This window comes from Bacillus cereus group sp. MYBK79-1 (genome assembly GCF_051915365.1).
GTDB lineage: Bacteria > Bacillota > Bacilli > Bacillales > Bacillaceae_G > Bacillus_A.
Genome location: NZ_JBQAEO010000001.1, coordinates 260,796 through 281,500, shown reverse-complemented (window position 1 = coordinate 281,500; position 20,705 = coordinate 260,796). Strand labels below are relative to the sequence as shown.

Genomic DNA, 20,705 nt, shown 5'->3' with positions numbered 1-20,705 from the left:
ATGCTTTTATATTATTATACTGCAAACTGCACAGCAGTATTTGCATGTAAAAACGCGGTATCAAAAACAGGTACAGTAAGGTCGTTTTGGGAAATGAGCAATGGTATTTCAGTGCATCCTAGCAATATACCTTCTGCGCCGTTTTGAATTAATGATTTTGTAATTTGTAAAAGTTTTTCTTTTGATGTTTCTGAAATAATTCCTTTACTTAATTCATTTAAAATAACATGATGAATAAAATTTCTTTCCTCTTCATTTGGGATGATTGTCTCAATATTAAAATTTGCTAGACGTGATTTATAGAAGTCTTGTTCCATCGTTTGTTTCGTACCCAATAGTCCGATACGCTGTATATTCTGTTCTACCATTTCTTTAGCACTTACATCACCAATGTGAAGAAGTGGTATTGATATTGCATTTTCTACTTCCTCAGCAAATAAATGGACCGTATTGGAACACATTAATAAACAATCAGCTCCGGATTTTTCAACCTTTTTTGCAACTGTGATTAGTTCGTTTTTCACTTCTTCGTATTGATGATTTTGTAATAAAGTAGTTACTTCACCAAAGTCCATGCTATATAAAACAAGTTTTGCATTTTGATCATATTGAGAGAGTGTAAGTGTATTAATATGTTTATAGTATAACGATGTAGATTCCCAACTTAGTCCACCAATTAAACCGATTACTTTCATCGTACATTCCTCCCGTAACTATTTTGAATTTATTATTTCATAATCCCGATAAGAATACAATGATTTAAATGTACCGTTAAATAAAAAATAAAAATAATTAGAAAAGTGTTGAAATTTATTCTTCTTAGTGCCATAATACGAATTACAAATTAATACTTATCCAGAGAGGTGAAGGGAACGGCCCTATGAAACCTCAGCAACCCCTATGTATATTTATAGGAAGGTGCTAATTCCGCAGAAGACACGATGTGTTTTTTGAAAGATAAGAGGATTCTTGAACGTGAAAGAAAATGACCTCTTATATAAGAGGTCATTTTTTGTTGTATAGAAAGGAAGTGTTGATGCATAATTCATTTCCAAAATAAATATAGAGTAATAAAAGTTGACTAGTATGAGAGGGGAATTGTAATGAACAAATTATCAACGAAGTTAGTAGTGGCAATCGGAATTGGAGCAGCATTATACGGGATATTAGGACTTTGGGGATTTTCTATTGCACCAAATACATTTATTAAACCTGCATTAGCTATTTTAACTGTTTTTGGAGCGTTATTTGGCCCAGTAGCAGGACTGTTAATAGGACTTATCGGTCATACCGTAACGGATACAATTGCTGGTTGGGGTATTTGGTGGGGGTGGGTAATTAGTTCAGGCATTATCGGCTTTGCAATGGGGCTCATTCAAAAAAGAGTGGGCTTTAGTGTGAAAAACGGAACATATAATAAGGGGGATATTTCTTATTTATCCATTATTGGGTTAATTGGTATTGTCATTGCAATTATATTTGCTGGGGCATTCGATATTATTGTAATGGGAGAACCGTTTGACAAAATTGTTATACAAGTATTAGGAGCTACAATTGCTGATGTTATTGTATTTTTAGTTCTTGGATTGCCAATTACAATAGGTCTAGCTAAATCAAATAAGAAACATACACATTTAAAAATTGAAAAGTAGGGATGTTAACATGCAACCAATTATTTCTTTTGAACAATTTAGCTTTCAATATGAGCGTGCGGCGCAGCCTACTGTAAAAGACATTACATTTCATATATTTCCTGGAGAAAAAGTGCTAGTTGCTGGACGAAGTGGTTCAGGGAAATCAACGTTAGCTCATTGTATCAATGGGCTTATCCCGTTTTCTTATGAAGGAATTAGTACTGGTAATATTTTGATTGCTGGAAAAGATCCGAGGAAAGAGAGTGTTTTTGAACAGAGTAAACAAGTAGGAACAATTTTGCAAGATCAAGATGCTCAATTTATTGGTCTTACAGTGGAAGAAGATGTAGCTTTTTATTTAGAAAATGAATGTGTAAATCAGGATAATATGAAAAAGATTGTTTCGGACTCATTAAAAAAGGTAAAGATGCATACTTTTCATAAACAAAGCCCGCATGAATTATCTGGAGGGCAAAAACAAACTGTTTCTTTAGCAGGTTTGTTAACAACGAATGCGGATATATTATTGTTCGATGAACCTTTAGCGAATTTAGATCCTGTAAGTAGCTTACATACAATAGAACTTATTAAAGATATACATAAACAATATAATAAAACAATCGTAATTATTGAACATCGAATAGAAGAACTGTTAAATCTAGATTTAGATAAAATCATTTTAATGGAAGAAGGGGAAATTGTTGCGATAGGCACTCCAGAAGAGATTTTAACGTCAAGTATATTACCATCTATCGGCTTAAGAGAGCCCATGTACATAGAAGTATTAAAGAGATTACAGTTTGATAGTAATAATGACGTAATATACCCCATTAAAAATCTTCAAAGGGAAAGTGTTAGTAGCGTAATAAATGAGTGGATGGAGAAGCAAGCTTTTTGTAAAGACACTCCTATAATAAAAGAATTATTGAAAGTAGAGAATTTATCATTCTCATATCCTAATAAACAAAAAGTATTAGACAATGTAAATTTCTCCATATATGAAGGGGAAATTGTAGCACTTTTGGGCCATAATGGAGCGGGTAAATCAACATTAGCTCATAGTCTTATAGGGATAAACAAAACAAATAATAATAGGATTTTAATTGATGGAGTAAATATCAATTCTTGGTCTATTCGTAAACGGGGTGAGGTTATATGTTATGTGATGCAAAATCCAAATCATATGATTACACAACCTACTGTTATAGAAGAAGTTTCATTTTCATTAAAATTGAAAAAATTTTCAAAGAAAGAGATTAAACTTAGAGCGGAAGAAGCGTTAAAAATTTGTGGTTTGTATCCATTTCGAAATTGGCCAATTCAGGCATTAAGTTATGGACAAAAAAAGAGAGTAACAATAGCATCTGCACTAACAACAAATCCGAAACTTATCATTTTAGATGAACCGACAGCGGGACAAGATTATTATCATTATAAACAGTTTATGTCGTTTATTAGAAAACTAGCTTCAAAGGGAATATCTTTTATTTTTATCACACACGACATGAATCTCGCTTTAGAATATACTGACAGAGCGATTGTTCTCTGTAAAGGGGAAATTATTGCGAATAATTCCGCGTCTATGGTATTAGGGGATCCGGCAACGTTACAAAGAGGGAATCTAAGGGAAAGTTCTTTATTCAAACTAGTTAAATTTAGTGGGATTTCATATCCTGAAAGGTTTATGGAACTTTATTTTGATGTTAATAGGAGGGAGGAAGGTGTATAGTACATATTTTCATCGCATGGATGGAGCAGTGAAATTGTTGTTATTTATTTTTTGTATGACACTTACTTTTTTGTTTTTCGATTTTCGTATATTGCTATTTATATTTATGATTGGATGTATCGGACTATTTATTGCTAAAATTCCATTTCGTAAAATTTGCATTGTTTTTACTGTTATATTTACATTTAGTTTATTAAATTCTGTCATGATTTTATTTATTACACCAACTCATGGATCTGAATTAACCAAATCATATACTTCGTTTTTACATATCGGATATGCAACAATTACATATGAAACATTATTTTATGCAGCTACACTTTCATTAAAATATTTTACGTTATTACCATTTACACTTATTTTTATATATACGACTGATCCAAGTAAATTTGTGAGTAGCTTAAGTAAATTTCGAATTCATTATAAGATTACATATGCAATAAATATTGCATTACGTTACATACCTGATATTCAGTCCGAATATAAAGTTATTAAACATGCGCAAGAGGCGAGAGGAGTAGCTTTTGAAAAAGGAGAAGCAAGTTTATTGATTCGTATGAAAAACCGTGTCTTAATTTTTTGGCCTTTAATTATTCATTCACTAGATAGAATCGATACTGTTTCAAATGCAATGGATTTAAGAGGATTTGGAAAGAAGAATACACGAACTTGGTTTTATAGAAATAAAGCGAAAAGCGGGGATTTCATTGCTTTATTTGTAGGTATTTTTATTTTAATTGTTGCAGTGTATTTAAAGTTACATGTATTTCAAAACTTTTGGTATCCATTTTAAAGCACTCTCAAATGAGTGCTTTTACTTATTTTTATGTGGACATGCTCAAAAAAGGGATATTTACATAATGTATAATACGAACCAGTTAAAATGATCAACTACCTATTAGTTTTCAAACCAAAAGGAGGAAAAAATATGAGTTACGGTGGTTCTTGTGGTTTTGGTGGAGGTTTCGCTTTATTAGTTGTGTTATTTATTTTATTAATTATCGTTGGATGCAGCTGCTGGGGCGGAGGGTACTAATTTCTAAATTAGTCTCCACAAATGTAAACTTAAAAAACATAGAAGATACTTATGTATCGAAACAAATAAAAAAGGAGCAATTATGCTCCTTTTTTATTTATTTTCAGATGAGTTCATATTACATTTCGGCAATGTAATTGTCAAAGTTGTACCTTTATTAACGATACTTCGGATTTTTAAACTACCTTGCATCGTTTCAATAATCTTAACAGCAACCATTGTACCTAAACCTGTACCCTTCGTTTTTGTACTAAAATACGGTTCGCCAAATCGATTTATTTGCTCTTGTGACATACCAATTCCACTATCCTCAATTCGTATGATAACTTTATTATTACTAATAGATGAGGAAATATTTAAAGTACCACCATTAGGCATTGCTTCAATACTATTTTTTATTAAGTTTAAAAAACATTGTTGAAAGTGCTGTTTATTACCAACAATTGTTGCCGTAGAGAAATCTTTTGTAATATGTATTGTGTTCATATTACATAACGGTAAGATCATATTAATAACTCGATTTAACTCATGTTCTATTGAAATGTGATCTAATTTTTCTGAAGCAGGTTTAGCAAACGTTAAATAATCATCAATAATTCCTTGGGCACGATGTAACTCTTCAAGTATATGTTCAATATACTCGTCTCTTGATTCTGGAGTTAAATTTGGTGTTTTTAAAAGTTGCGTAAATCCTTTTACGACAGTTAAGGGATTTCTAACCTCGTGCGATATACTAGCAGCGAGTTGGCTAACTATTTCCATTTTTTCCATTTTAATTAACTTCGATCGCATACATACTGCATCTTTTAAAACTTCATTAAAATAAATGACAAACAACATTAAAATAGTTGGTAATATTATAAAATAAATAATGTATAAATTATTCACTTCAAAATCTGATAAAGTTAATACAATTACAGTTGTAAATATCGCTAGAAAAAATGTTAAAAACATTCCATAAGCTACTTTATTTTTTCTATTATACTTATTAAATTTTACGGATGCGAACGCTGTAATGATAAACATTGTGCCATAAACTAGTATGGTTAACATACTAAATCCATAAAATGAAAACCTTGTAACTAATAAAATAGTAAACAATATTATACCAACAGGGAATCCACCATAAAGCGTACCTATTATAACTGGTATTTGTCTTAAATCATGAATACTATTTTCATCCATATAGATAGGATAACGCATACATAAAATAAGGGGAATACTCGTACAAAGTATAATAAGTAGCTTTTTATATTTCTTCAAATAGCGACCGCTATCATATATAAAATAAAAAATAAATATACTACTTAAAATGTAAAGAAGATTATTTAATACGTTTTGATTAATATAAACAAAGTTCATAGTATGTGCCTCATTATTTTGAATTTCCATTTCATATATAGTATACATGATTATAGTAGAAACTATTTGTTTTTAATAATATAAGTTTATATCTTTTCAGTATTTGCTACGTATAGCCACTCTTCATAAAACGTTTCAACCGAGGCATATCGTTCATTCCGGTTTTCATTTACAGCACGATACGCTATTTCATATAAATCTTTACTTGCTTCCCATTTTGTAAAAGAACGATCTTTTCCACCGCCCAAGAGAGCAAAAGCCATTGCCCCCATATTAAATACATTTGTTCTTGCGTCAATCATTGCATTTAGCTCGAATTCTTCAGGAGACATAAAACGAGAGGAACCCCATAATCTTCCCATTTTATTCACATATGGTTTTTTAGAATATAGATCAATATCACAAATCTTCGTTTCATTTGTACGAAAATTATACAAAATACTACCGTCATAAAAATCTATTGCTACATAGTTTTTCTTTTCGACAAATGTATGGAAAGAAAAAATAGAATTTAAGGATTGAATTCGTTCCATAACAGATAAATGTTTAAATTTATAAAATGGAGAGCTTGGATTAGTGTATTTTTCAGGAGGCGGGAAACTCCAATGTGAATGAAGACATTCACCATCAAACCAATCGAAAATTAATACATATCCAGAGTGAACTGGAAAGTGTTCAATTAGTTTTATAAGCGAGTCGTGCTGTAATTCCTCATATAGGGAAACTGAATTTTTTAATTTTTCAATAGCGTCTTGCATGGTTCCTTCATATGCAAGTGTTTGTGCCCCTGCGTATTTAATAAATTTCTTATACCCATCTTTTTCTATACCGAAAGATAGATTACCTGAATCTTGCTGGTCAAAAACCGCAAATACGTTTCCTAATTTCGATAGCCAATCAAAATTATGATGTTCTTTTAACTGGAATGTAACTCGATCTAACTGAATTTCAACTGGAATATCTTTCATATTATACCTCGCATTTATTATAATTAAGTTGTCTATTTCAGTATTCGACATCTTTTGTGAAAATCCTATGTTAATCATATGAAATTTTATAAATATAATAATAAACACTTATGAGAGGATGAACAATATGGAACAACAAATCGTTATTAAACCATATCAAAAAAATTGGCATGAAGAGTATGTAATAGAAAAAGAGAAATTTATCTCATTATTTGGAGGAGAATGTATTGCTATTGAACACATAGGGAGCACATCTGTACAAGGATTAGGAGCGAAACCTCTAATTGATATGATGATTGGCGTAATGGATTTACAAATTACTGAAAAGAGGATTGAAGATTTATTAAAAATTGGATATGAGTATGTTCCAAAAGAAACACCTAATCGACGTTTTTTTAGAAAGGGAAAATGGAGAGCTGGTACCCATCATTTGCATGTTTATATTTATAATAGTGACGAATGGAAAAACAATCTTTTATTTCGAGACTTTCTAATAAAACATGAATGGGCACGTAAAGAATATAGAGAATTAAAAGAGAAACTTGCAGCTACATATCCTTTTGATCGTGTTTCATATACAAAGGAAAAGGCACCGTTTATTCAAAGAATTTTAGAATTGGCCAAAACTCAAAAAAATTAAAATTACAGATTCTTATCTGAAAAATTTTAAAAACCCCTTCCTACGTTATTTATAGGGAGGGATTTTTTCTTTTGTCATAACGATATACATTATTTCCAATTATTAGAGACGGATTATTTTATTTATTTCGATATTTCTAGTACATTGAAAATATTAAGGGGGAATTAAACAATGAAAGCTATTGTACATCAATATAAAAAAGGGGTAGAAGGATTAGAATATAAATTTTCATCTGAAACAAATCCTAATGCCGGTGAAGTAAAAGTAAAGTTAAAAGCTGCAGGATTAAATCATAGGGATTTATTTATTATAAACAATAGAAAAGAAATGGAGCTGCCGTTAGTAATAGGATCAGATGGTTCAGGAATTGTTACAGAAATCGGAGAAGGTGTTTCAAATAATTTATTGCAAACCGAGGTTATTATTAATCCTAGTATTGGATGGGATAATATTGCTGAAATACCTGAGTTACCAGAGGTGTTAGGTGGACCGAAAAATGGAACGTTTGCTGAATATGTTATTGTGCCAGCTGAAAATGTAGTGGCAAAACCGTCATATCTTACTTGGGAAGAGTCTGGCGTATTATCTTTATCGGCATTAACAGCATATAGAGCGCTTTTTACAAAGGGTAGATTAAAGTGTGGAGAACATGTATTAATTCCGGGAATAGGCGGCGGTGTAGCGACATTTGCCATGTTATTTGCGAAAGCAATTGGCGCAATAGTAAGTGTTACTTCAAGGGTAGAGAACAAAAGACAGTTTGCCGAAAAATATGGCGCAGACTTTTCTTTTAATAGTTCTGGAAATTGGGAAGAGAGTTTACACGGAGATAAAGCAGATTTAATAATCGATAGTATAGGTCCAGCAACATTCTTACAATATTTTGATGTATTAAAACCAAATGGGAGAATTGTTAATTTTGGTGCAAGCTCAGGAGATAAAATAGAATTACCTTTACGATCCTTATTTTATAATCAGATAGATGTAATGGGGACATCTATGGGTAGCCGTGAGGAATTTAATGAAATGATTAAGTTTATAGAGAACCATAAAATTAAGCCGATTATTGATAAAGTATATTCGTTAGAAGAAGCCATTCAAGCATTAAATCGTATGGAGCAAGGCGAACAATTTGGTAATATTGCACTTCGTATGTATTAAAATATGATTTCGTAACTAATATATTTAAATAACTATGTTATGTATTCTATACATGAAAAATATGTAATTCCTATTGTTTTAAAGTTCTCCTTTGGCAATCCAGAGGAGAACTTTTTTATTGTGCACAAGATAAGGGTATACGTATTAAAAGAGTGGCGAAAGAACAACTGAGTTAGCATCAAAAGTTCTTACTAAATTTGTATTTTATAATAAATCACCCCTCTAACTACGGAATATTCATAAATTTCACGCACCGTATTATAAATAGATAAATAAAACAGAAACAATAGCTAATTTTAGGCTGTTTTAAAGGAATTAAAAGGAAAACTTCGAAACATATAGTATCGAAAGCAAAAATTACATATTTTAAAACGCATCTTTGTATGTAGCAAATAAAAAGAAAGGAGAAAAAAATGCATAAACTTCAAACGAATAAAGGCGCGCGGTATTTTATGGTTGCTTTTATTGTTTTGTTTCTTATTATTCTTTTGCGTTTTTTCTATATTCAGGCAGTAGGAATCCTGCATAATGTGAATGTAAAAGATCTAGCAAATGAACAACATAATAAAAATGGTGTTTTGGAAGCGAATCGTGGCACAATATATGATCAAAATGGAAAGGTGCTAGTCCAAGATTCCACAACGTATCGTGTTGTTGTGAATTTAAAAGGAAAAAAAAACGTGAAAAATAAAGATGAAACCGCAGAGCAATTAGCTGCCGCGCTTGAAATTGATAAAGAGGATGTATTAAAAAATTTTCATGAGGGGCGTACACAAGTTGAAATCGGAAAAGTTGGTCGGAATTTATCTAGAGAAGTAAAAGAACAAATCGAAAAATTAAAAATTCCAGGTGTATCCTTTATGTCAGAAAAGGCAAGAGTGTATCCAAATGAAGATTTTGCTTCTTATATACTTGGTTTTGCTAGACCTGATGATAAAGGAAATACAGAAGGAAAATTTGGACTTGAAAAAAGTCTGGATAAATATTTGCGCTCTATAAATGGAAAAGTAGAATATGTGGGGACGCAAAGAGGTATTCCGCTTACAAATGATATTGAGAAAATAGAACCCGCTAAAAGTGGAAATAACGTATACCTTACGCTAGATAAACAAATTAATAGTTTTTTAGAAGAAGCGATGAATAAGGCACAAGAGCATTATGATCCTTCTATGTTAGTAGGAATCATAGCGAATCCAAAGACAGGAAAAGTTTTAGCAATGTCTAGTAAACCTAGTTTTAACCCTAATAAAGGCGATATCGAGTATTTTTTAAATGATCCAATCGCAAATGCGTACGAACCAGGTTCAACAATGAAAATATTTACTTTAGCTGCCGCAATTAATGAAGGTGTATATAACGGAAAAGAATATTTCCAATCTGGAAAATATTCCGTTGGTTCATCTGATATTAAAGATCATAATGGTGGATTTGGATGGGGATCTATTACATTTGATGAAGGCTTTGAAAGATCATCCAACGTAGCTTTTTCTATTTTAGAAGATCAGTTATTGAAACCGGATAAATTTAAGCAATATATGAATAAATTTGGATTCAACCAAAAAACCGGAATAGATTTACCTGGTGAAAGTAAAAATACTTTATTATTAAATACACAAATTCAACAAGTCACAACTTCTTTTGGACAAGGTTCTACAGTAACACCTATTCAATTAATCCAAGCAGCTACTGCTATAGCGAATGACGGAAAAATGATGCAACCATATATCATTGACAAAGTTGTAAATCCAACAAACAAACAAGTTATTATGGAAAATCAACCGAAAGAAATTGGGAATCCGATAAAAAAGGAGACAGCGGACAAGGTAAGGAACTTAATGGAGCGTGTTATTACGTCATCAAAAGGTACTGGTACAATGTATAAAGTGGATGGTTATCCAATAGGAGGCAAGACAGGAACAGCGCAAATTCCGAATCCTGAAAATGGACGATATATGGAAGGGAAAGAAAATTATATTTTTTCATTTTTAGGAATGGCTCCGATTGATGACCCAGAGTTAATTGTTTACTTAGCTATTAAGCAGCCAAAGTTAAAGGGAGACGAGTATGGAGCTCAGCCGCTTGCAGAAATATTTAAACCAGTTATGAAAAACAGCCTTGAATATTTAAAGGTGAAACCATATACAGAAAAACAAATGGCAGATGCAACGAAACGATCCCAATTAAAAGTACAAAATTATGTCAACCAATCGATGGATACAGTAGAGAATAGTGTAGAAAAAGAGAAACTCCAACCGATAATTTTAGGAGAAGGAAAAATAAAAAAACAATATCCGCAGTCTGGCGAAGTAATGAGTCAAGGAGATCGTATGTTTTTATTAGGAAGTAACGCAAAAATGCCAAATTTACAAGGTTGGTCCATGCGTGATGTTATGTATTTCTCTAAATTATTAAAATTAGATTTAAAAACTACAGGGACGGGCTATGTAACGAGTCAAAGCATTGAAAAGGGACAAGCTATACAAGAAGGGGATACATTACAATTAGACTTAGAACCACCGTTACAACCATTAGCAGAAGCGAATGCAAATTAATTCGGACAAAGTGAAGGGTCTATATACAATAGGCTCTTTTTTTTATAGATTTAAGTAATTTCACGCACCGTAATTTCCAGAAAAAATAATAAATAAAGGAATTAACAGTAATACGTTATTAAATATCTGATTATTTTTTATTTACAGTTAAATAAAATTGTGATAACATGGAAAAAATCAAATGCAGTGAAGAGAAGAGTAAATAAAATGAATTTTTCACAGAGAGCTTCACTTAGCTGAAAAGGAGCAAAAATTCTTTATTGAACCAAGCCTCTGAGTAGCGCATCGGAACCTATTATTAGGGGATGGTGTGACGGGAGCTCCCGTTATAGAGCTATGGTATAAGCATGAATTACAATGCAGTACCTGATAAGGTTAATATGGCAACATATTAACAAACTAGGGTGGCACCGCGATGATAAATCTCGTCCCTAAGACTATAAGTCTTGGGGGTGGGATTTTTTTATTGTTTTAAAACAATTTGGAAAGCGGGGGCCTAAAATGAAAAACTTACTTAAAAATTGGAAATACCCTTTATTACTACTGTCCGGAGTTGGTATTGCGAATTTAGGGGCATGGATTTACTTAATAGCACTGAATGTACTTGTCTATAATATGGGAGGCTCAGCCTTAGCTGTTGCTACTTTATATGTAATTCAACCATTAGCCGCTTTATTTACAAACGCTTGGTCAGGAAGTATGATTGATCGTTTAAATAAACGGAAGTTAATGATTCACCTCGATATATATCGTGCGGTATTTATCGCTATTTTACCTTTACTTCCATCACTTTGGATTGTGTATGTATTCGTATTCTTTATAAGTATGGCCAGTGCAATTTATGAGCCAACTGCTATGACATATATGACGAAATTAGTTCCAGTAGAGCAAAGACAACGTTTTAATTCATTACGTAGTTTAATAGGATCAGGTGCATCTTTAATTGGTCCAGCGATTGCGGGAGTATTGTTAATAGTAAGTACACCAGAGTTTGCTATATATATGAATGCTATAGCATTTCTCTTATCAGGAGTAATTACATTGCTGTTACCTAATCTTGATAAAAAATCCGATATTCATACGTCAAATGACAAGTTATCTTTAGCTGTACTAAAAAAAGACTGGAACATTGTTTTAAATTTCAGTAAAAAATCAATGTATATCGTTTTTGTGTACTTCTTATTTGAAGGGATGATGGTTTTAGTCGCCGCAAATGATTCACTTGAATTATCATTTGCGAAAGAAGTTTTATTGTTAACAGATAGTGAATATGGCTTTTTAGTTAGTATCGCTGGAGCCGGGTTTATTTTAGGAGCCATAACAAATACAATTTTATCAAAAAAATTAACACCTTCATTTTTAATTGGAATAGGATCATTATTCATCTCAATCGGTTATTTAATTTATGCTTTTTCAAATGAGTTTTTAATTGCTACTATCGGATTCTTTATTTTATCTTTCTCTATGGCGTATGCAAATACAGGATTTAATACCTTTTATCAAAATAATGTCCCTGTCCATATCATGGGACGGATTGGAAGTATATATGGGCTTGTGATTGCGGGCATCACCATTTTAATTACGATATTGTTTGGAGTTGCAACTCAATTTATTTCTATACAACTTGTCGTTATCGTAGGATCATTCGTAATGCTACTTATAACTATCATATTGTGTGTGTTTACTTTATTGCCATCACAGTCTAAGGTGTATTCCTCTGAGTCAATCAATTCAAAATAGTTCTCTTGGTTTTGATTTACGGTATTCAATAGGAGGGTTCACCCTCCTATATATGGAAATATAAGAAGGGTGAACAATTATTGATAAACGAGGGTGGTTTTTGTAATGAAAACAAAAGATCAAATAGACAGCATTGTAAAAGAAATGCATCGGCATATAGATTTCTCTGGGGTAATTTTAGTAAAAGAAGAAAAAGGCTTAGTCTATGAAGAGGCGTTTGGTTACGCAAATCGCAATGAATGTATAAACAATACGCCACAAACAAGGTTCGGAATTGCCTCCGGTTGTAAAATATTCACTGCTATCGGTATCTGTCAACTTGTTGAAAAAGGGGGAATTAATTTTCAAACAAAGTTAAAAGAGTGTTTAAGTATTAAATTTCCAAACTTCAATGAAGATATTACAATACATCACCTTTTGACGCATAGTTCGGGTATTCCAGATTATTTTGATGAAAGTATTATGGATAACTTCGAAGATCTTTGGAAACAAACTCCTATGTATCTATTAAAAAATTTAAAAGACTTTTTACCATTATTCCAAAACAGAAATATGATGTTTGCACCAGGAAGTAAGTTTCACTACAACAATGCTGGGTTTATCATACTTGGATTAATTATAGAAGAACAGACAGGACTTAAATTTACGGAGTATATAGAAAAAAGTATATTTAATCCCATTGGTATGAATGATTCGGGCTATTTTTCTTTAGATAAATTACCAAGATACACAGCTCTCGGATATATAAAAGATGAAATAAACCAAAATTGGAGAACAAACGCCTACTCTATACCAATAATAGGAGGTTCTGATGGTGGAGCTTTTATTACTGCGCCAGACATGCTGAAGTTCTGGAAAGCGTTATTTAACTTTGAAATCATAAGCCACGAATATACAAACATACTTTTAACTTCTCACATTCAAGTAAATAAAAATCAGTCTTACGGATATGGAATATGGATTGAAACAAGAGAAAACAAGATATTCAAATATCATGTAATGGGATATGATCCAGGCGTCAGTTTTCGTTCGGCCGTATATCCAGACTTAGGAATTACAGTAGTTATTCCGTCAAATAAAGGAGCAGGACCCGAAAAATTAATGATAGAAATAGAAGGAGCTTTTTAATTATATGAATATAGAAATTAGAACGTATAAAAAATCTGATGAAACAGGATGGGTACGTTGCCGTGTGTTGTCTTTTTTAGATACAGAATATTACGATAATGTACTTAGAGAGAAAGAAAAATATGAAAATCCTGCTATTGAATTAGTAGCAATATATGAAAATCAAATTGTGGGTTTAATAGATATTGAATATGAATTAGAAGAACGTACAGTTTGTTCAAGAGGAACTGGTCTTGGCGGTATGATTTGGCATATTGCAGTTCATCCGGATTTTCGTAGAATGAAGATTGCTAATCAACTATTAAATGAGGCAGAGAAGTTAGCAAAAGAACTTAACCTAAATCGATTAGAAGCATGGACTAGGGACAACCTATGGGTACATGGATGGTATGAAAAGAATGATTTTGTAAACGTAGATTCATATTTACACGTATACTCCGATCATACAGACAAGATAAAAGGTGTAATGAAAAGTGATATAGATCAGCTATATCCAGTTCAAACATTTGCTCATTATACAGGTGAAAATAAAGAAGACATAAGAAAACAATTTAAACGAGTTCATGATTGTTTTTGTTTTGAAAAGTATTTTACTTAACTAGAAAACCTTTATTGGATATTTTATTTATAAAATCACTTTAAGTTTAGCTAGTAAATTTAATATTCAAGTATTACATCGGAATAATTCTAAAGGTATATAATCTATTGATAATTAACAGTTCATACGGGTTAATAGATATGTTTGTTTTGAATAAAGATGCTAACAGACGTACGAGTCAAAAGTACGCCTGTTTACTTTTATAAATAATGCTTATGACTATTACATTATGTACTGTTATAAATAGACGCTAGTATAGCCCAAAAATATATAATGAATTAACAAAAAAAGTGTAAATACATTCCTCCCTTGTTTATCCATGCTGTGAACGGTAATACTAAATAACATTGAACTTTTATAACAAGGAATGATAATATGATATTTATTTATACAGATTTCGGCGGAACACATTCAACTTCACTTGCTGCAGCATATCATTTAAATAAATTACCAACGGATCGTAAGTTAACGAAAGAAGAAATTTTGAATGTAGATTACTTTAATAAATTAAAAACAGAAGATATGGGGAAAATTATTTTTCATGGAATAGACGAAAATGGTAATCCAGTGTATACAATTGGATGTGGCGCATCAAAAGTAGTTGTACCTGCGATGAAACATTTAGGAGAGATTCTGCAAAAACATGATCAAAGTCATGAAAAGATTGTTTTTTCTAATACATCACCAACAGTGCCTATACCAATGACTTTTGGTGGCCTGTTTTCTAGAAGGTTCCACATTGATTTTATCGGCGTACCGTTACTCGTATGGGGAGCGAAACTTTGCTGTGATAACGTACAAAGACTTGTTAGTTATACGAAAGAAGCTGGCCAATTGACGAATGATTATGTTGTAATTTTAGATAATGAAACTTTTAAATAATATAGGATAAGAAGAAAATTGGGGAAATACTTCGGTTTTCTTCTTTTTTTGGTGAAAATGACAAAAATTATTCACATTTACTATGCATCTACTATAGCCAAAACAATAAAGTCCTGTTACTATTACAGGGATATTCTCTTTTCGTAACATAAATATATAGAAAAGTCAGAAAAGAGGAATTGAATTAAGGGAGGAACAACATGAAGCGTGTTGCTTGGATTACTGATAGTACAACTGCGAGTTTTACAACAGAAGGAGATAACTTTGTTATCCCGATTGAAGTTATTATTGATGGTGTGTCGTACAAAGATTGTGAAGAAGGTGTGCGTGAGCGCGTCTATAATGCGTTAAACGAAGGTAAAACTGTCACTACATCACAACCTAACATAGGGGAAATGGTAGAGTTATTTTCGAAATGCAAAGAAGAATATGAAGAGGGATTTGCAGTTGCTATTAGCGGAAAAGTAAGTGGAACTTATCAAAACATGAAGTTAGCTGCAGACATGGCAGGTTTCCCATTAACGGTATTGGATAGTGAAACAACAAGTTATCCAATGGATGAACTAATTAGAAAAGCGAAATCGTTATACAATGATGGTATGACGTTACAAGATATACACAAAACATTAGTAGATGAAAAAAGAAGACCTTATTATGTATTCCCAAAAAGTTTAAAAGGTCTATATGCAAGTGGGCGTGTAAAAGGAGTTCAATTTTTACTTGGAAGTTTATTAAGTGTTAACTTAATATTAGAAGTAAAAGGTGGAGAACTTTTACTTGAAAAGAAAGTTCGCAAAATCCAAAAATGTCGAGAATACATTAAAAATGAGCTTGAAAAAGAATTGCCAAAAGTACTTCATATGTTCCATGCTAACGATAAAGATGGAGCTGAAGAATGGATTTCAGATATTAGACAAGCATTCCCTGAAATGGACTTTAAACTATATCCATTACCAATTTCATTTGCGGTTCATGCAGGTGAAGGTACAATCGCAATTAGTTATTAAGAGGGAAACCCGTGAATCATTCACGGGTTTTTTATTTTATTAAATTGAAAATGAGGCCCCACTATATCGCTTTCAAGCTAAAAAATACTCGTATTAATTGTAATAATTTGCTAGTGTTAAATTGTAAGTGTTTGTGAAGGATAACATACTTTTCTAAATGTTTTTTGTTTTTAATATTTATTAAGATACTTAATTGAAATGATAGTAACCGCTGTATTAGATATTTTAAAGAAGACTCTCCTTTTTAGTGTAGTTTAGATTAAAAGGCTAGGACAAAGATAATATTGGAGGTAGTTAGCATGGGCAAGAGTGAGGTGTTCAAAGATTTCAATTTTAAACTAGTGGTAATTGAAGCGTTATTAGATAAAGAGCCATTTAACAAAGCTGGAATTGAAATTGAGGATTGATGAAGAGAGAGTCATATACTATAAGAAGAAAAAACGAGTATAACCGAATTTAGGTTTATACTCGTTTTTTCTTTTAAATAAGAGAAATTATTTTAAAACCCAGTTTTCTGCTTCCTGACGAATACGAATGAAACGACGATATGTACCTTTGCGTTGGATTAGTTCATCGTGTGTTCCTTTTTGAACAATTTTTCCGTTTTCAAGTACAGCGATTTGATGGGCGTTTTGAATTGTTGCGAGTCGATGAGCGATAATGAGCGTAGTTTTCCCTTTAGTCAGCTCATCAAGTGCACATTGAATGAGAGATTCATTTTCAGGATCAAGGCTTGCGGTTGCTTCATCTAAAATAATAATTGACGCATTTTTTAATATAGCACGGGCGATGGAAATCCGTTGTTTTTCACCGCCAGATAGAGAAGAGCCACCATCCGTTAACACCGTGCTATACCCATCTTCAAGTGACATGATAAAGTCGTGACATTGCGCTTTTTTTGCCGCCTCAATAACTTGCTCTTTCGTTGCCTCAGGATTACCGAAATGTATATTGTTATAAATAGAATCATTGAATAAATAAACATTTTGGAATACCATGCTGATCGATGACATTAATGTATGAATACTTAATTCATTAATATTTATATCGTTAATTGTAATAGCACCCTTATCTACATGATAAAAACGAGCGATTAAGTTACATAGTGTCGTTTTTCCAGAACCAGATGGACCGACAATAGCAGTTGTTGTTCCTTCTTTTATATGAAGTGATACATCTTGAATAATTGGGCGATTACTATAGCTAAATGAAACATGATCGAACGTAATATCAAACTGTTTTAAATGAATATCTTTTCCTTTCGTATCGACAAGTTCTGATTGTTCAATAGCATCCAGCTTATCTAGCATATTATCAATTGTTTCAAGAACGTGTGTGGCATCACTAATGGGCTCAATACTATCAAACATAACAAAAGAAAAGAGTGTGATTAAGAAGAGGTCAGCAAGCTGCATATCACCGGATAAAATAAGTGACGAAGCAACGAGAACGAGTAATACTGATGCAAGTTTCAGTCCCATACGGTGGCCGACATTATAAATACCGAATGACTTTTGAATTTGAATGTTGACATTTTTACTATTTTTAAAGGCCTCGTTAATATTTCGGGATGCTACACCTTCTTGATTGAAGCTTTTTACAACAGACATACCACGTAAGTATTCTAATGTATTGTTAACAAGTTCATGTTGACTTTGTTGATGCACTGGTGCATTTTTACGGCTATGTTTTTGTAGTAAGCGTAAAAAGAACATAGATAGTATAACGCCAGCAATAGCAATAAGTGCCATAATAGGATTGTAGAACAATAAGAATAAAATCATCGTAAATGTCATGATATAACCATTTACAACAATATCAATCATTTTCATTGCCATCAGTTCCACAAATGATAAATCAGTAGTTACAATACTATTAATATCACCTGTACGGTACTTATTGAAAAAACCGAGTGAAACTCCTTTTAATGTGTTCCCAAGTTGAATGCGATGTGATGCAACGAGTTCATAACCAATACTCTCTTGATAAACAGCTTTTAAATAAGAAAAGAGGAATCGTCCTAAAATCGCTATCAAAATAAATAAAAGAAGTAACCAAATTGTTTCTGAAGTTAATTCTTTTGTACCATGATAGTCATCCAGCATATATTGCAGTCCTTTAGCAGAGATGACAATAGGTAAAGTAATACAAATTGATTGGAAAAATGAGAAGACGAACCCAAGATATACTCGTTTTTTATAAGGACCAGTCCAAATCAGAATTCGTTTTAAAATCTTAAACATTGGAATGTCCCCCTTTAATTACATTGTCTAGTTGAATATCTTTTTTTCTTGTACCAATATGTGCTTGCCATAGTTTTTGATACAAATCATTATTTTGTAAGAGCTGGTCATGGGTACCTATAGTATGAACATCGCCATTTTGCAAGACGACTATTTGATCAGCATGTTTAATCGTTGATAATCGGTGGGCAATAACAATTAGTGTTTTATTTGAAGCTAACTCATTAAATGCTTTTTGAATTTCAGCTTCATTTTCAGGATCTGTGAACGCTGTTGCTTCATCTAATATAATAATTGGTGCATCCTTTAAAATAGCACGAGCGATCGCAAGACGCTGCTTTTCACCGCCCGATAGTTTTTTTCCAGCTTCACCAGAGTCCGTTTGATAGCCATTTGGTAATGCTTTAATAAATTCATCGCAACGAGCAAGGCGAGCTGCATGGAAAACTTCATCATCTGAAGCATTCGGATTCCCCATACGAATATTCTCTAATACGCTTGTACGGAAAAGGAAATTATCTTGTGCAACATAGCTAATTATCTTACTGAAATCGTTTGGATGAATATCTTTAATATTGATGCCACCAATGTTTATACTTCCATCAGATACATCCCAAAAGCGTGTGATGAGCCGAGCGATAGTGGATTTACCACTACCAGAAGGACCGATAAGTGCGGTATAGTTACGCTCAGGAATAGTTAGTGATAGATCGCGGATAACTGTATGTTTTTCGTTGTAACCAAATGAAACGTGTTTCATCTCAATTTGAAAGTGATTTGGTACTAGATTGTGAGTAGGGGCAATCGGTAATGCTTCTAAATGTAAGTAGTCCTTTGTGTCATTCACTGCATATTCAATAGATTTAAAATCATTAACGAAGGTTGTAATTTGCATGAGTGGATGAATTAATCCCATTGATAAAGTTAATGAGATAATAAGTTCTGCTGGTTCAATAGTACCATTTTGATAAAGAAGCAATCCAACTGGAAGCGTTCCAACGAGTGTTGAAGGGAGAATTGCATTCCCGAGAGTCATTAAAGGCCATGTGCTACGGAACCAATTTAGTGTGAAATCCTTAAATAATGTAATAGCATGAGAGAACTTTTTGTAAGATTTGTTTGTTTGATTAAATGTTTTAATGACTTCAATTCCTTCTACATATTCAACAATTACACTGTTAACGTGGTTGCTAGACTCCATGTAATTTTTGTATTGAGAATTAAAGTTGTGCATCATGATCATATAAATTATTAGTGCGATTGGTACTGTAATGAGTGTAGCTAACGCCATTCGATAATCGATTGTTAATAAGTAAATAAAAATACCAATTGTTAATAAAATATTGGATAGCCCTTCAGGGATAATATGGGCAAGAGGAAGTTCTAATGTTTCAACACGATCAACGATGATATTTTTCATATTACCAATAGGTCGATTGATAATATATCCAAGTGGTGCACGCAGGAGACGCTCAGCTAATTGCAAACGAATATTCTCTAAAATGCTAAAAGCAACTTGATGTGAATAATAACTTGAGAGTGCATGAAATACTGTCTGTACGAAATAGCCACAGATAGCAATGAAAATCCAATAGCTAATACTATTTATCGTTTGGATACCGTCTATTAATAATTTAAGAATATAATAGATGGCTACATAAGGAACGAGTCCACCAATAACGCTAACAATAGCTAAGAAAATAGAAATGATCATTAAGTGTCTAGAGGGAACTACAAATTGTAAAATCGAGTGAATCCAATGTTCCTTTTTGATGGGGGGTGTAAAATGTTCCATATTTTCACGTCCTTTATGATGTAAATGTTGTTATAAAATCTTGTACAGTTAATTTATTTTTGTCATTATAATGAAACTCCTTTCTGTTTTGAGGTCCTTATGAAAATCTAATTAATATATTTTGAATATTCTACATTGTATATTTTATCGAGAATGATTATCAGTGTCAATATATGGATGTGGAATGGAATTATAAGTATAGTACTCTTGGACAATGAAAGTCGGAGCTA

General features: G+C 32.3%; 17 protein-coding genes, 1 pseudogene, 1 riboswitch and 1 other annotated feature. Of the genes and pseudogenes, 13 read left to right on the top strand and 5 right to left on the bottom strand.

Annotated features, from left to right (window positions below; genetic code table 11):
* Nucleotides 1-14 precede the first annotated feature (14 nt).
* Entirely contained in the window at nt 15-695 is a 681-nt protein-coding gene (locus ACTFOB_RS01515; RefSeq protein ID WP_440024115.1) for an aspartate/glutamate racemase family protein, read from the bottom strand.
* A 153-nt stretch (nt 696-848) separates the two neighbouring features.
* Nucleotides 849-964, top strand: a riboswitch (SAM riboswitch).
* A 139-nt stretch (nt 965-1,103) separates the two neighbouring features.
* Here ACTFOB_RS01515 and ACTFOB_RS01510 point away from each other — a divergent pair.
* From ACTFOB_RS01510 to ACTFOB_RS01495, 4 genes are all read left to right on the top strand, one after another.
* Nucleotides 1,104-1,652, top strand: coding sequence for an ECF-type riboflavin transporter substrate-binding protein (locus tag ACTFOB_RS01510; RefSeq protein ID WP_440024114.1), 549 nt, complete (start codon nt 1,104-1,106; stop codon nt 1,650-1,652).
* Nucleotides 1,653-1,662: 10 nt separating this feature from the next.
* Nucleotides 1,663-3,363, top strand: a complete 1,701-nt coding sequence (locus ACTFOB_RS01505; RefSeq protein ID WP_440024112.1) for an ABC transporter ATP-binding protein — start codon at nt 1,663-1,665, stop codon at nt 3,361-3,363.
* Complete coding sequence (locus ACTFOB_RS01500; protein WP_440024111.1) at nt 3,356-4,156, top strand: energy-coupling factor transporter transmembrane component T family protein; 801 nt, start codon at nt 3,356-3,358, stop codon at nt 4,154-4,156. The genes ACTFOB_RS01505 and ACTFOB_RS01500 overlap by 8 nt, the downstream gene beginning before the upstream one ends.
* A gap of 135 nt (nt 4,157-4,291) precedes the next feature.
* A complete protein-coding gene (locus ACTFOB_RS01495) occupies nt 4,292-4,399 on the top strand; it encodes a YjcZ family sporulation protein (protein ID WP_000120182.1) in 108 nt (35 codons plus the stop codon).
* 93 nt (nt 4,400-4,492) lie between these two features.
* Here the strand turns inward: ACTFOB_RS01495 and ACTFOB_RS01490 are convergent, their stop codons facing one another.
* Both ACTFOB_RS01490 and ACTFOB_RS01485 read right to left on the bottom strand, forming a co-directional pair.
* A complete protein-coding gene (locus tag ACTFOB_RS01490) occupies nt 4,493-5,761 on the bottom strand; it encodes a LytS/YhcK type 5TM receptor domain-containing protein (RefSeq protein WP_440024110.1) in 1,269 nt (422 codons plus the stop codon).
* 86 nt (nt 5,762-5,847) lie between these two features.
* Nucleotides 5,848-6,729, bottom strand: coding sequence for a serine/threonine protein kinase (locus ACTFOB_RS01485; protein WP_440024109.1), 882 nt, complete (start codon nt 6,727-6,729; stop codon nt 5,848-5,850).
* Nucleotides 6,730-6,856: 127 nt separating this feature from the next.
* On the opposite strand from ACTFOB_RS01485, the gene ACTFOB_RS01480 reads away from it, so the two are divergent.
* From ACTFOB_RS01480 to ACTFOB_RS01440, 9 genes and pseudogenes are all read left to right on the top strand, one after another.
* Nucleotides 6,857-7,369, top strand: a complete 513-nt coding sequence (locus ACTFOB_RS01480; protein ID WP_440024108.1) for a GrpB family protein — start codon at nt 6,857-6,859, stop codon at nt 7,367-7,369.
* Nucleotides 7,370-7,540: 171 nt separating this feature from the next.
* Nucleotides 7,541-8,530 (top strand): zinc-binding dehydrogenase, encoded by a 990-nt coding sequence (locus tag ACTFOB_RS01475; protein WP_440024107.1) that lies wholly within the window; start codon nt 7,541-7,543, stop codon nt 8,528-8,530.
* Nucleotides 8,531-8,943: 413 nt separating this feature from the next.
* Entirely contained in the window at nt 8,944-11,082 is a 2,139-nt protein-coding gene (locus tag ACTFOB_RS01470; RefSeq protein ID WP_440024106.1) for a penicillin-binding protein, read from the top strand.
* A gap of 177 nt (nt 11,083-11,259) precedes the next feature.
* Nucleotides 11,260-11,518, top strand: a binding site (T-box leader).
* Between the two features lie 65 nt (nt 11,519-11,583).
* Nucleotides 11,584-12,822 (top strand): MFS transporter, encoded by a 1,239-nt coding sequence (locus ACTFOB_RS01465; protein ID WP_440024105.1) that lies wholly within the window; start codon nt 11,584-11,586, stop codon nt 12,820-12,822.
* 105 nt (nt 12,823-12,927) lie between these two features.
* The gene (locus ACTFOB_RS01460; protein ID WP_440024103.1) at nt 12,928-13,950 is read left to right on the top strand and encodes a serine hydrolase domain-containing protein; all 1,023 of its coding nucleotides are present in this window, start codon (nt 12,928-12,930) and stop codon (nt 13,948-13,950) included.
* A 4-nt stretch (nt 13,951-13,954) separates the two neighbouring features.
* Nucleotides 13,955-14,548, top strand: a complete 594-nt coding sequence (locus tag ACTFOB_RS01455; protein ID WP_440024102.1) for a GNAT family N-acetyltransferase — start codon at nt 13,955-13,957, stop codon at nt 14,546-14,548.
* A gap of 375 nt (nt 14,549-14,923) precedes the next feature.
* Nucleotides 14,924-15,430, top strand: a complete 507-nt coding sequence (locus tag ACTFOB_RS01450) for a DUF3189 family protein (RefSeq protein ID WP_440024100.1) — start codon at nt 14,924-14,926, stop codon at nt 15,428-15,430.
* Nucleotides 15,431-15,630: 200 nt separating this feature from the next.
* A complete protein-coding gene (locus tag ACTFOB_RS01445) occupies nt 15,631-16,437 on the top strand; it encodes a DegV family protein (RefSeq protein WP_076537974.1) in 807 nt (268 codons plus the stop codon).
* A gap of 299 nt (nt 16,438-16,736) precedes the next feature.
* Nucleotides 16,737-16,832, top strand: a pseudogene (locus ACTFOB_RS01440) (DUF6892 domain-containing protein); the annotation flags it as partial.
* A 99-nt stretch (nt 16,833-16,931) separates the two neighbouring features.
* On the opposite strand, the gene ACTFOB_RS01435 reads toward ACTFOB_RS01440, so the two are convergent.
* Both ACTFOB_RS01435 and ACTFOB_RS01430 read right to left on the bottom strand, forming a co-directional pair.
* The gene (locus ACTFOB_RS01435) at nt 16,932-18,680 is read right to left on the bottom strand and encodes an ABC transporter ATP-binding protein (protein ID WP_440024098.1); all 1,749 of its coding nucleotides are present in this window, start codon (nt 18,678-18,680) and stop codon (nt 16,932-16,934) included.
* Nucleotides 18,673-20,475, bottom strand: coding sequence for an ABC transporter ATP-binding protein (locus ACTFOB_RS01430; protein ID WP_440024096.1), 1,803 nt, complete (start codon nt 20,473-20,475; stop codon nt 18,673-18,675). Before ACTFOB_RS01430 ends, ACTFOB_RS01435 begins: the two co-directional genes overlap by 8 nt.
* Nucleotides 20,476-20,705 lie beyond the last annotated feature (230 nt).

Excerpts from the sequence above, each read along its gene's own strand:
- ACTFOB_RS01515 (WP_440024115.1), bottom strand. The coding sequence starts at position 695 with ATGAAAGTAATCGGTTTAATTGGTGGACTAAGTTGGGAATCTACATCG.
- ACTFOB_RS01510 (WP_440024114.1), top strand. The coding sequence starts at position 1,104 with ATGAACAAATTATCAACGAAGTTAGTAGTGGCAATCGGAATTGGAGCA.
- ACTFOB_RS01505 (WP_440024112.1), top strand. The coding sequence starts at position 1,663 with ATGCAACCAATTATTTCTTTTGAACAATTTAGCTTTCAATATGAGCGT.
- ACTFOB_RS01495 (WP_000120182.1), top strand. The coding sequence starts at position 4,292 with ATGAGTTACGGTGGTTCTTGTGGTTTTGGTGGAGGTTTCGCTTTATTA.
- ACTFOB_RS01490 (WP_440024110.1), bottom strand. The coding sequence starts at position 5,761 with ATGAACTTTGTTTATATTAATCAAAACGTATTAAATAATCTTCTTTAC.
- ACTFOB_RS01485 (WP_440024109.1), bottom strand. The coding sequence starts at position 6,729 with ATGAAAGATATTCCAGTTGAAATTCAGTTAGATCGAGTTACATTCCAG.
- ACTFOB_RS01480 (WP_440024108.1), top strand. The coding sequence starts at position 6,857 with ATGGAACAACAAATCGTTATTAAACCATATCAAAAAAATTGGCATGAA.
- ACTFOB_RS01475 (WP_440024107.1), top strand. The coding sequence starts at position 7,541 with ATGAAAGCTATTGTACATCAATATAAAAAAGGGGTAGAAGGATTAGAA.
- ACTFOB_RS01470 (WP_440024106.1), top strand. The coding sequence starts at position 8,944 with ATGCATAAACTTCAAACGAATAAAGGCGCGCGGTATTTTATGGTTGCT.
- ACTFOB_RS01465 (WP_440024105.1), top strand. The coding sequence starts at position 11,584 with ATGAAAAACTTACTTAAAAATTGGAAATACCCTTTATTACTACTGTCC.
- ACTFOB_RS01460 (WP_440024103.1), top strand. The coding sequence starts at position 12,928 with ATGAAAACAAAAGATCAAATAGACAGCATTGTAAAAGAAATGCATCGG.
- ACTFOB_RS01455 (WP_440024102.1), top strand. The coding sequence starts at position 13,955 with ATGAATATAGAAATTAGAACGTATAAAAAATCTGATGAAACAGGATGG.
- ACTFOB_RS01450 (WP_440024100.1), top strand. The coding sequence starts at position 14,924 with ATGATATTTATTTATACAGATTTCGGCGGAACACATTCAACTTCACTT.
- ACTFOB_RS01445 (WP_076537974.1), top strand. The coding sequence starts at position 15,631 with ATGAAGCGTGTTGCTTGGATTACTGATAGTACAACTGCGAGTTTTACA.
- ACTFOB_RS01435 (WP_440024098.1), bottom strand. The coding sequence starts at position 18,680 with ATGTTTAAGATTTTAAAACGAATTCTGATTTGGACTGGTCCTTATAAA.
- ACTFOB_RS01430 (WP_440024096.1), bottom strand. The coding sequence starts at position 20,475 with ATGGAACATTTTACACCCCCCATCAAAAAGGAACATTGGATTCACTCG.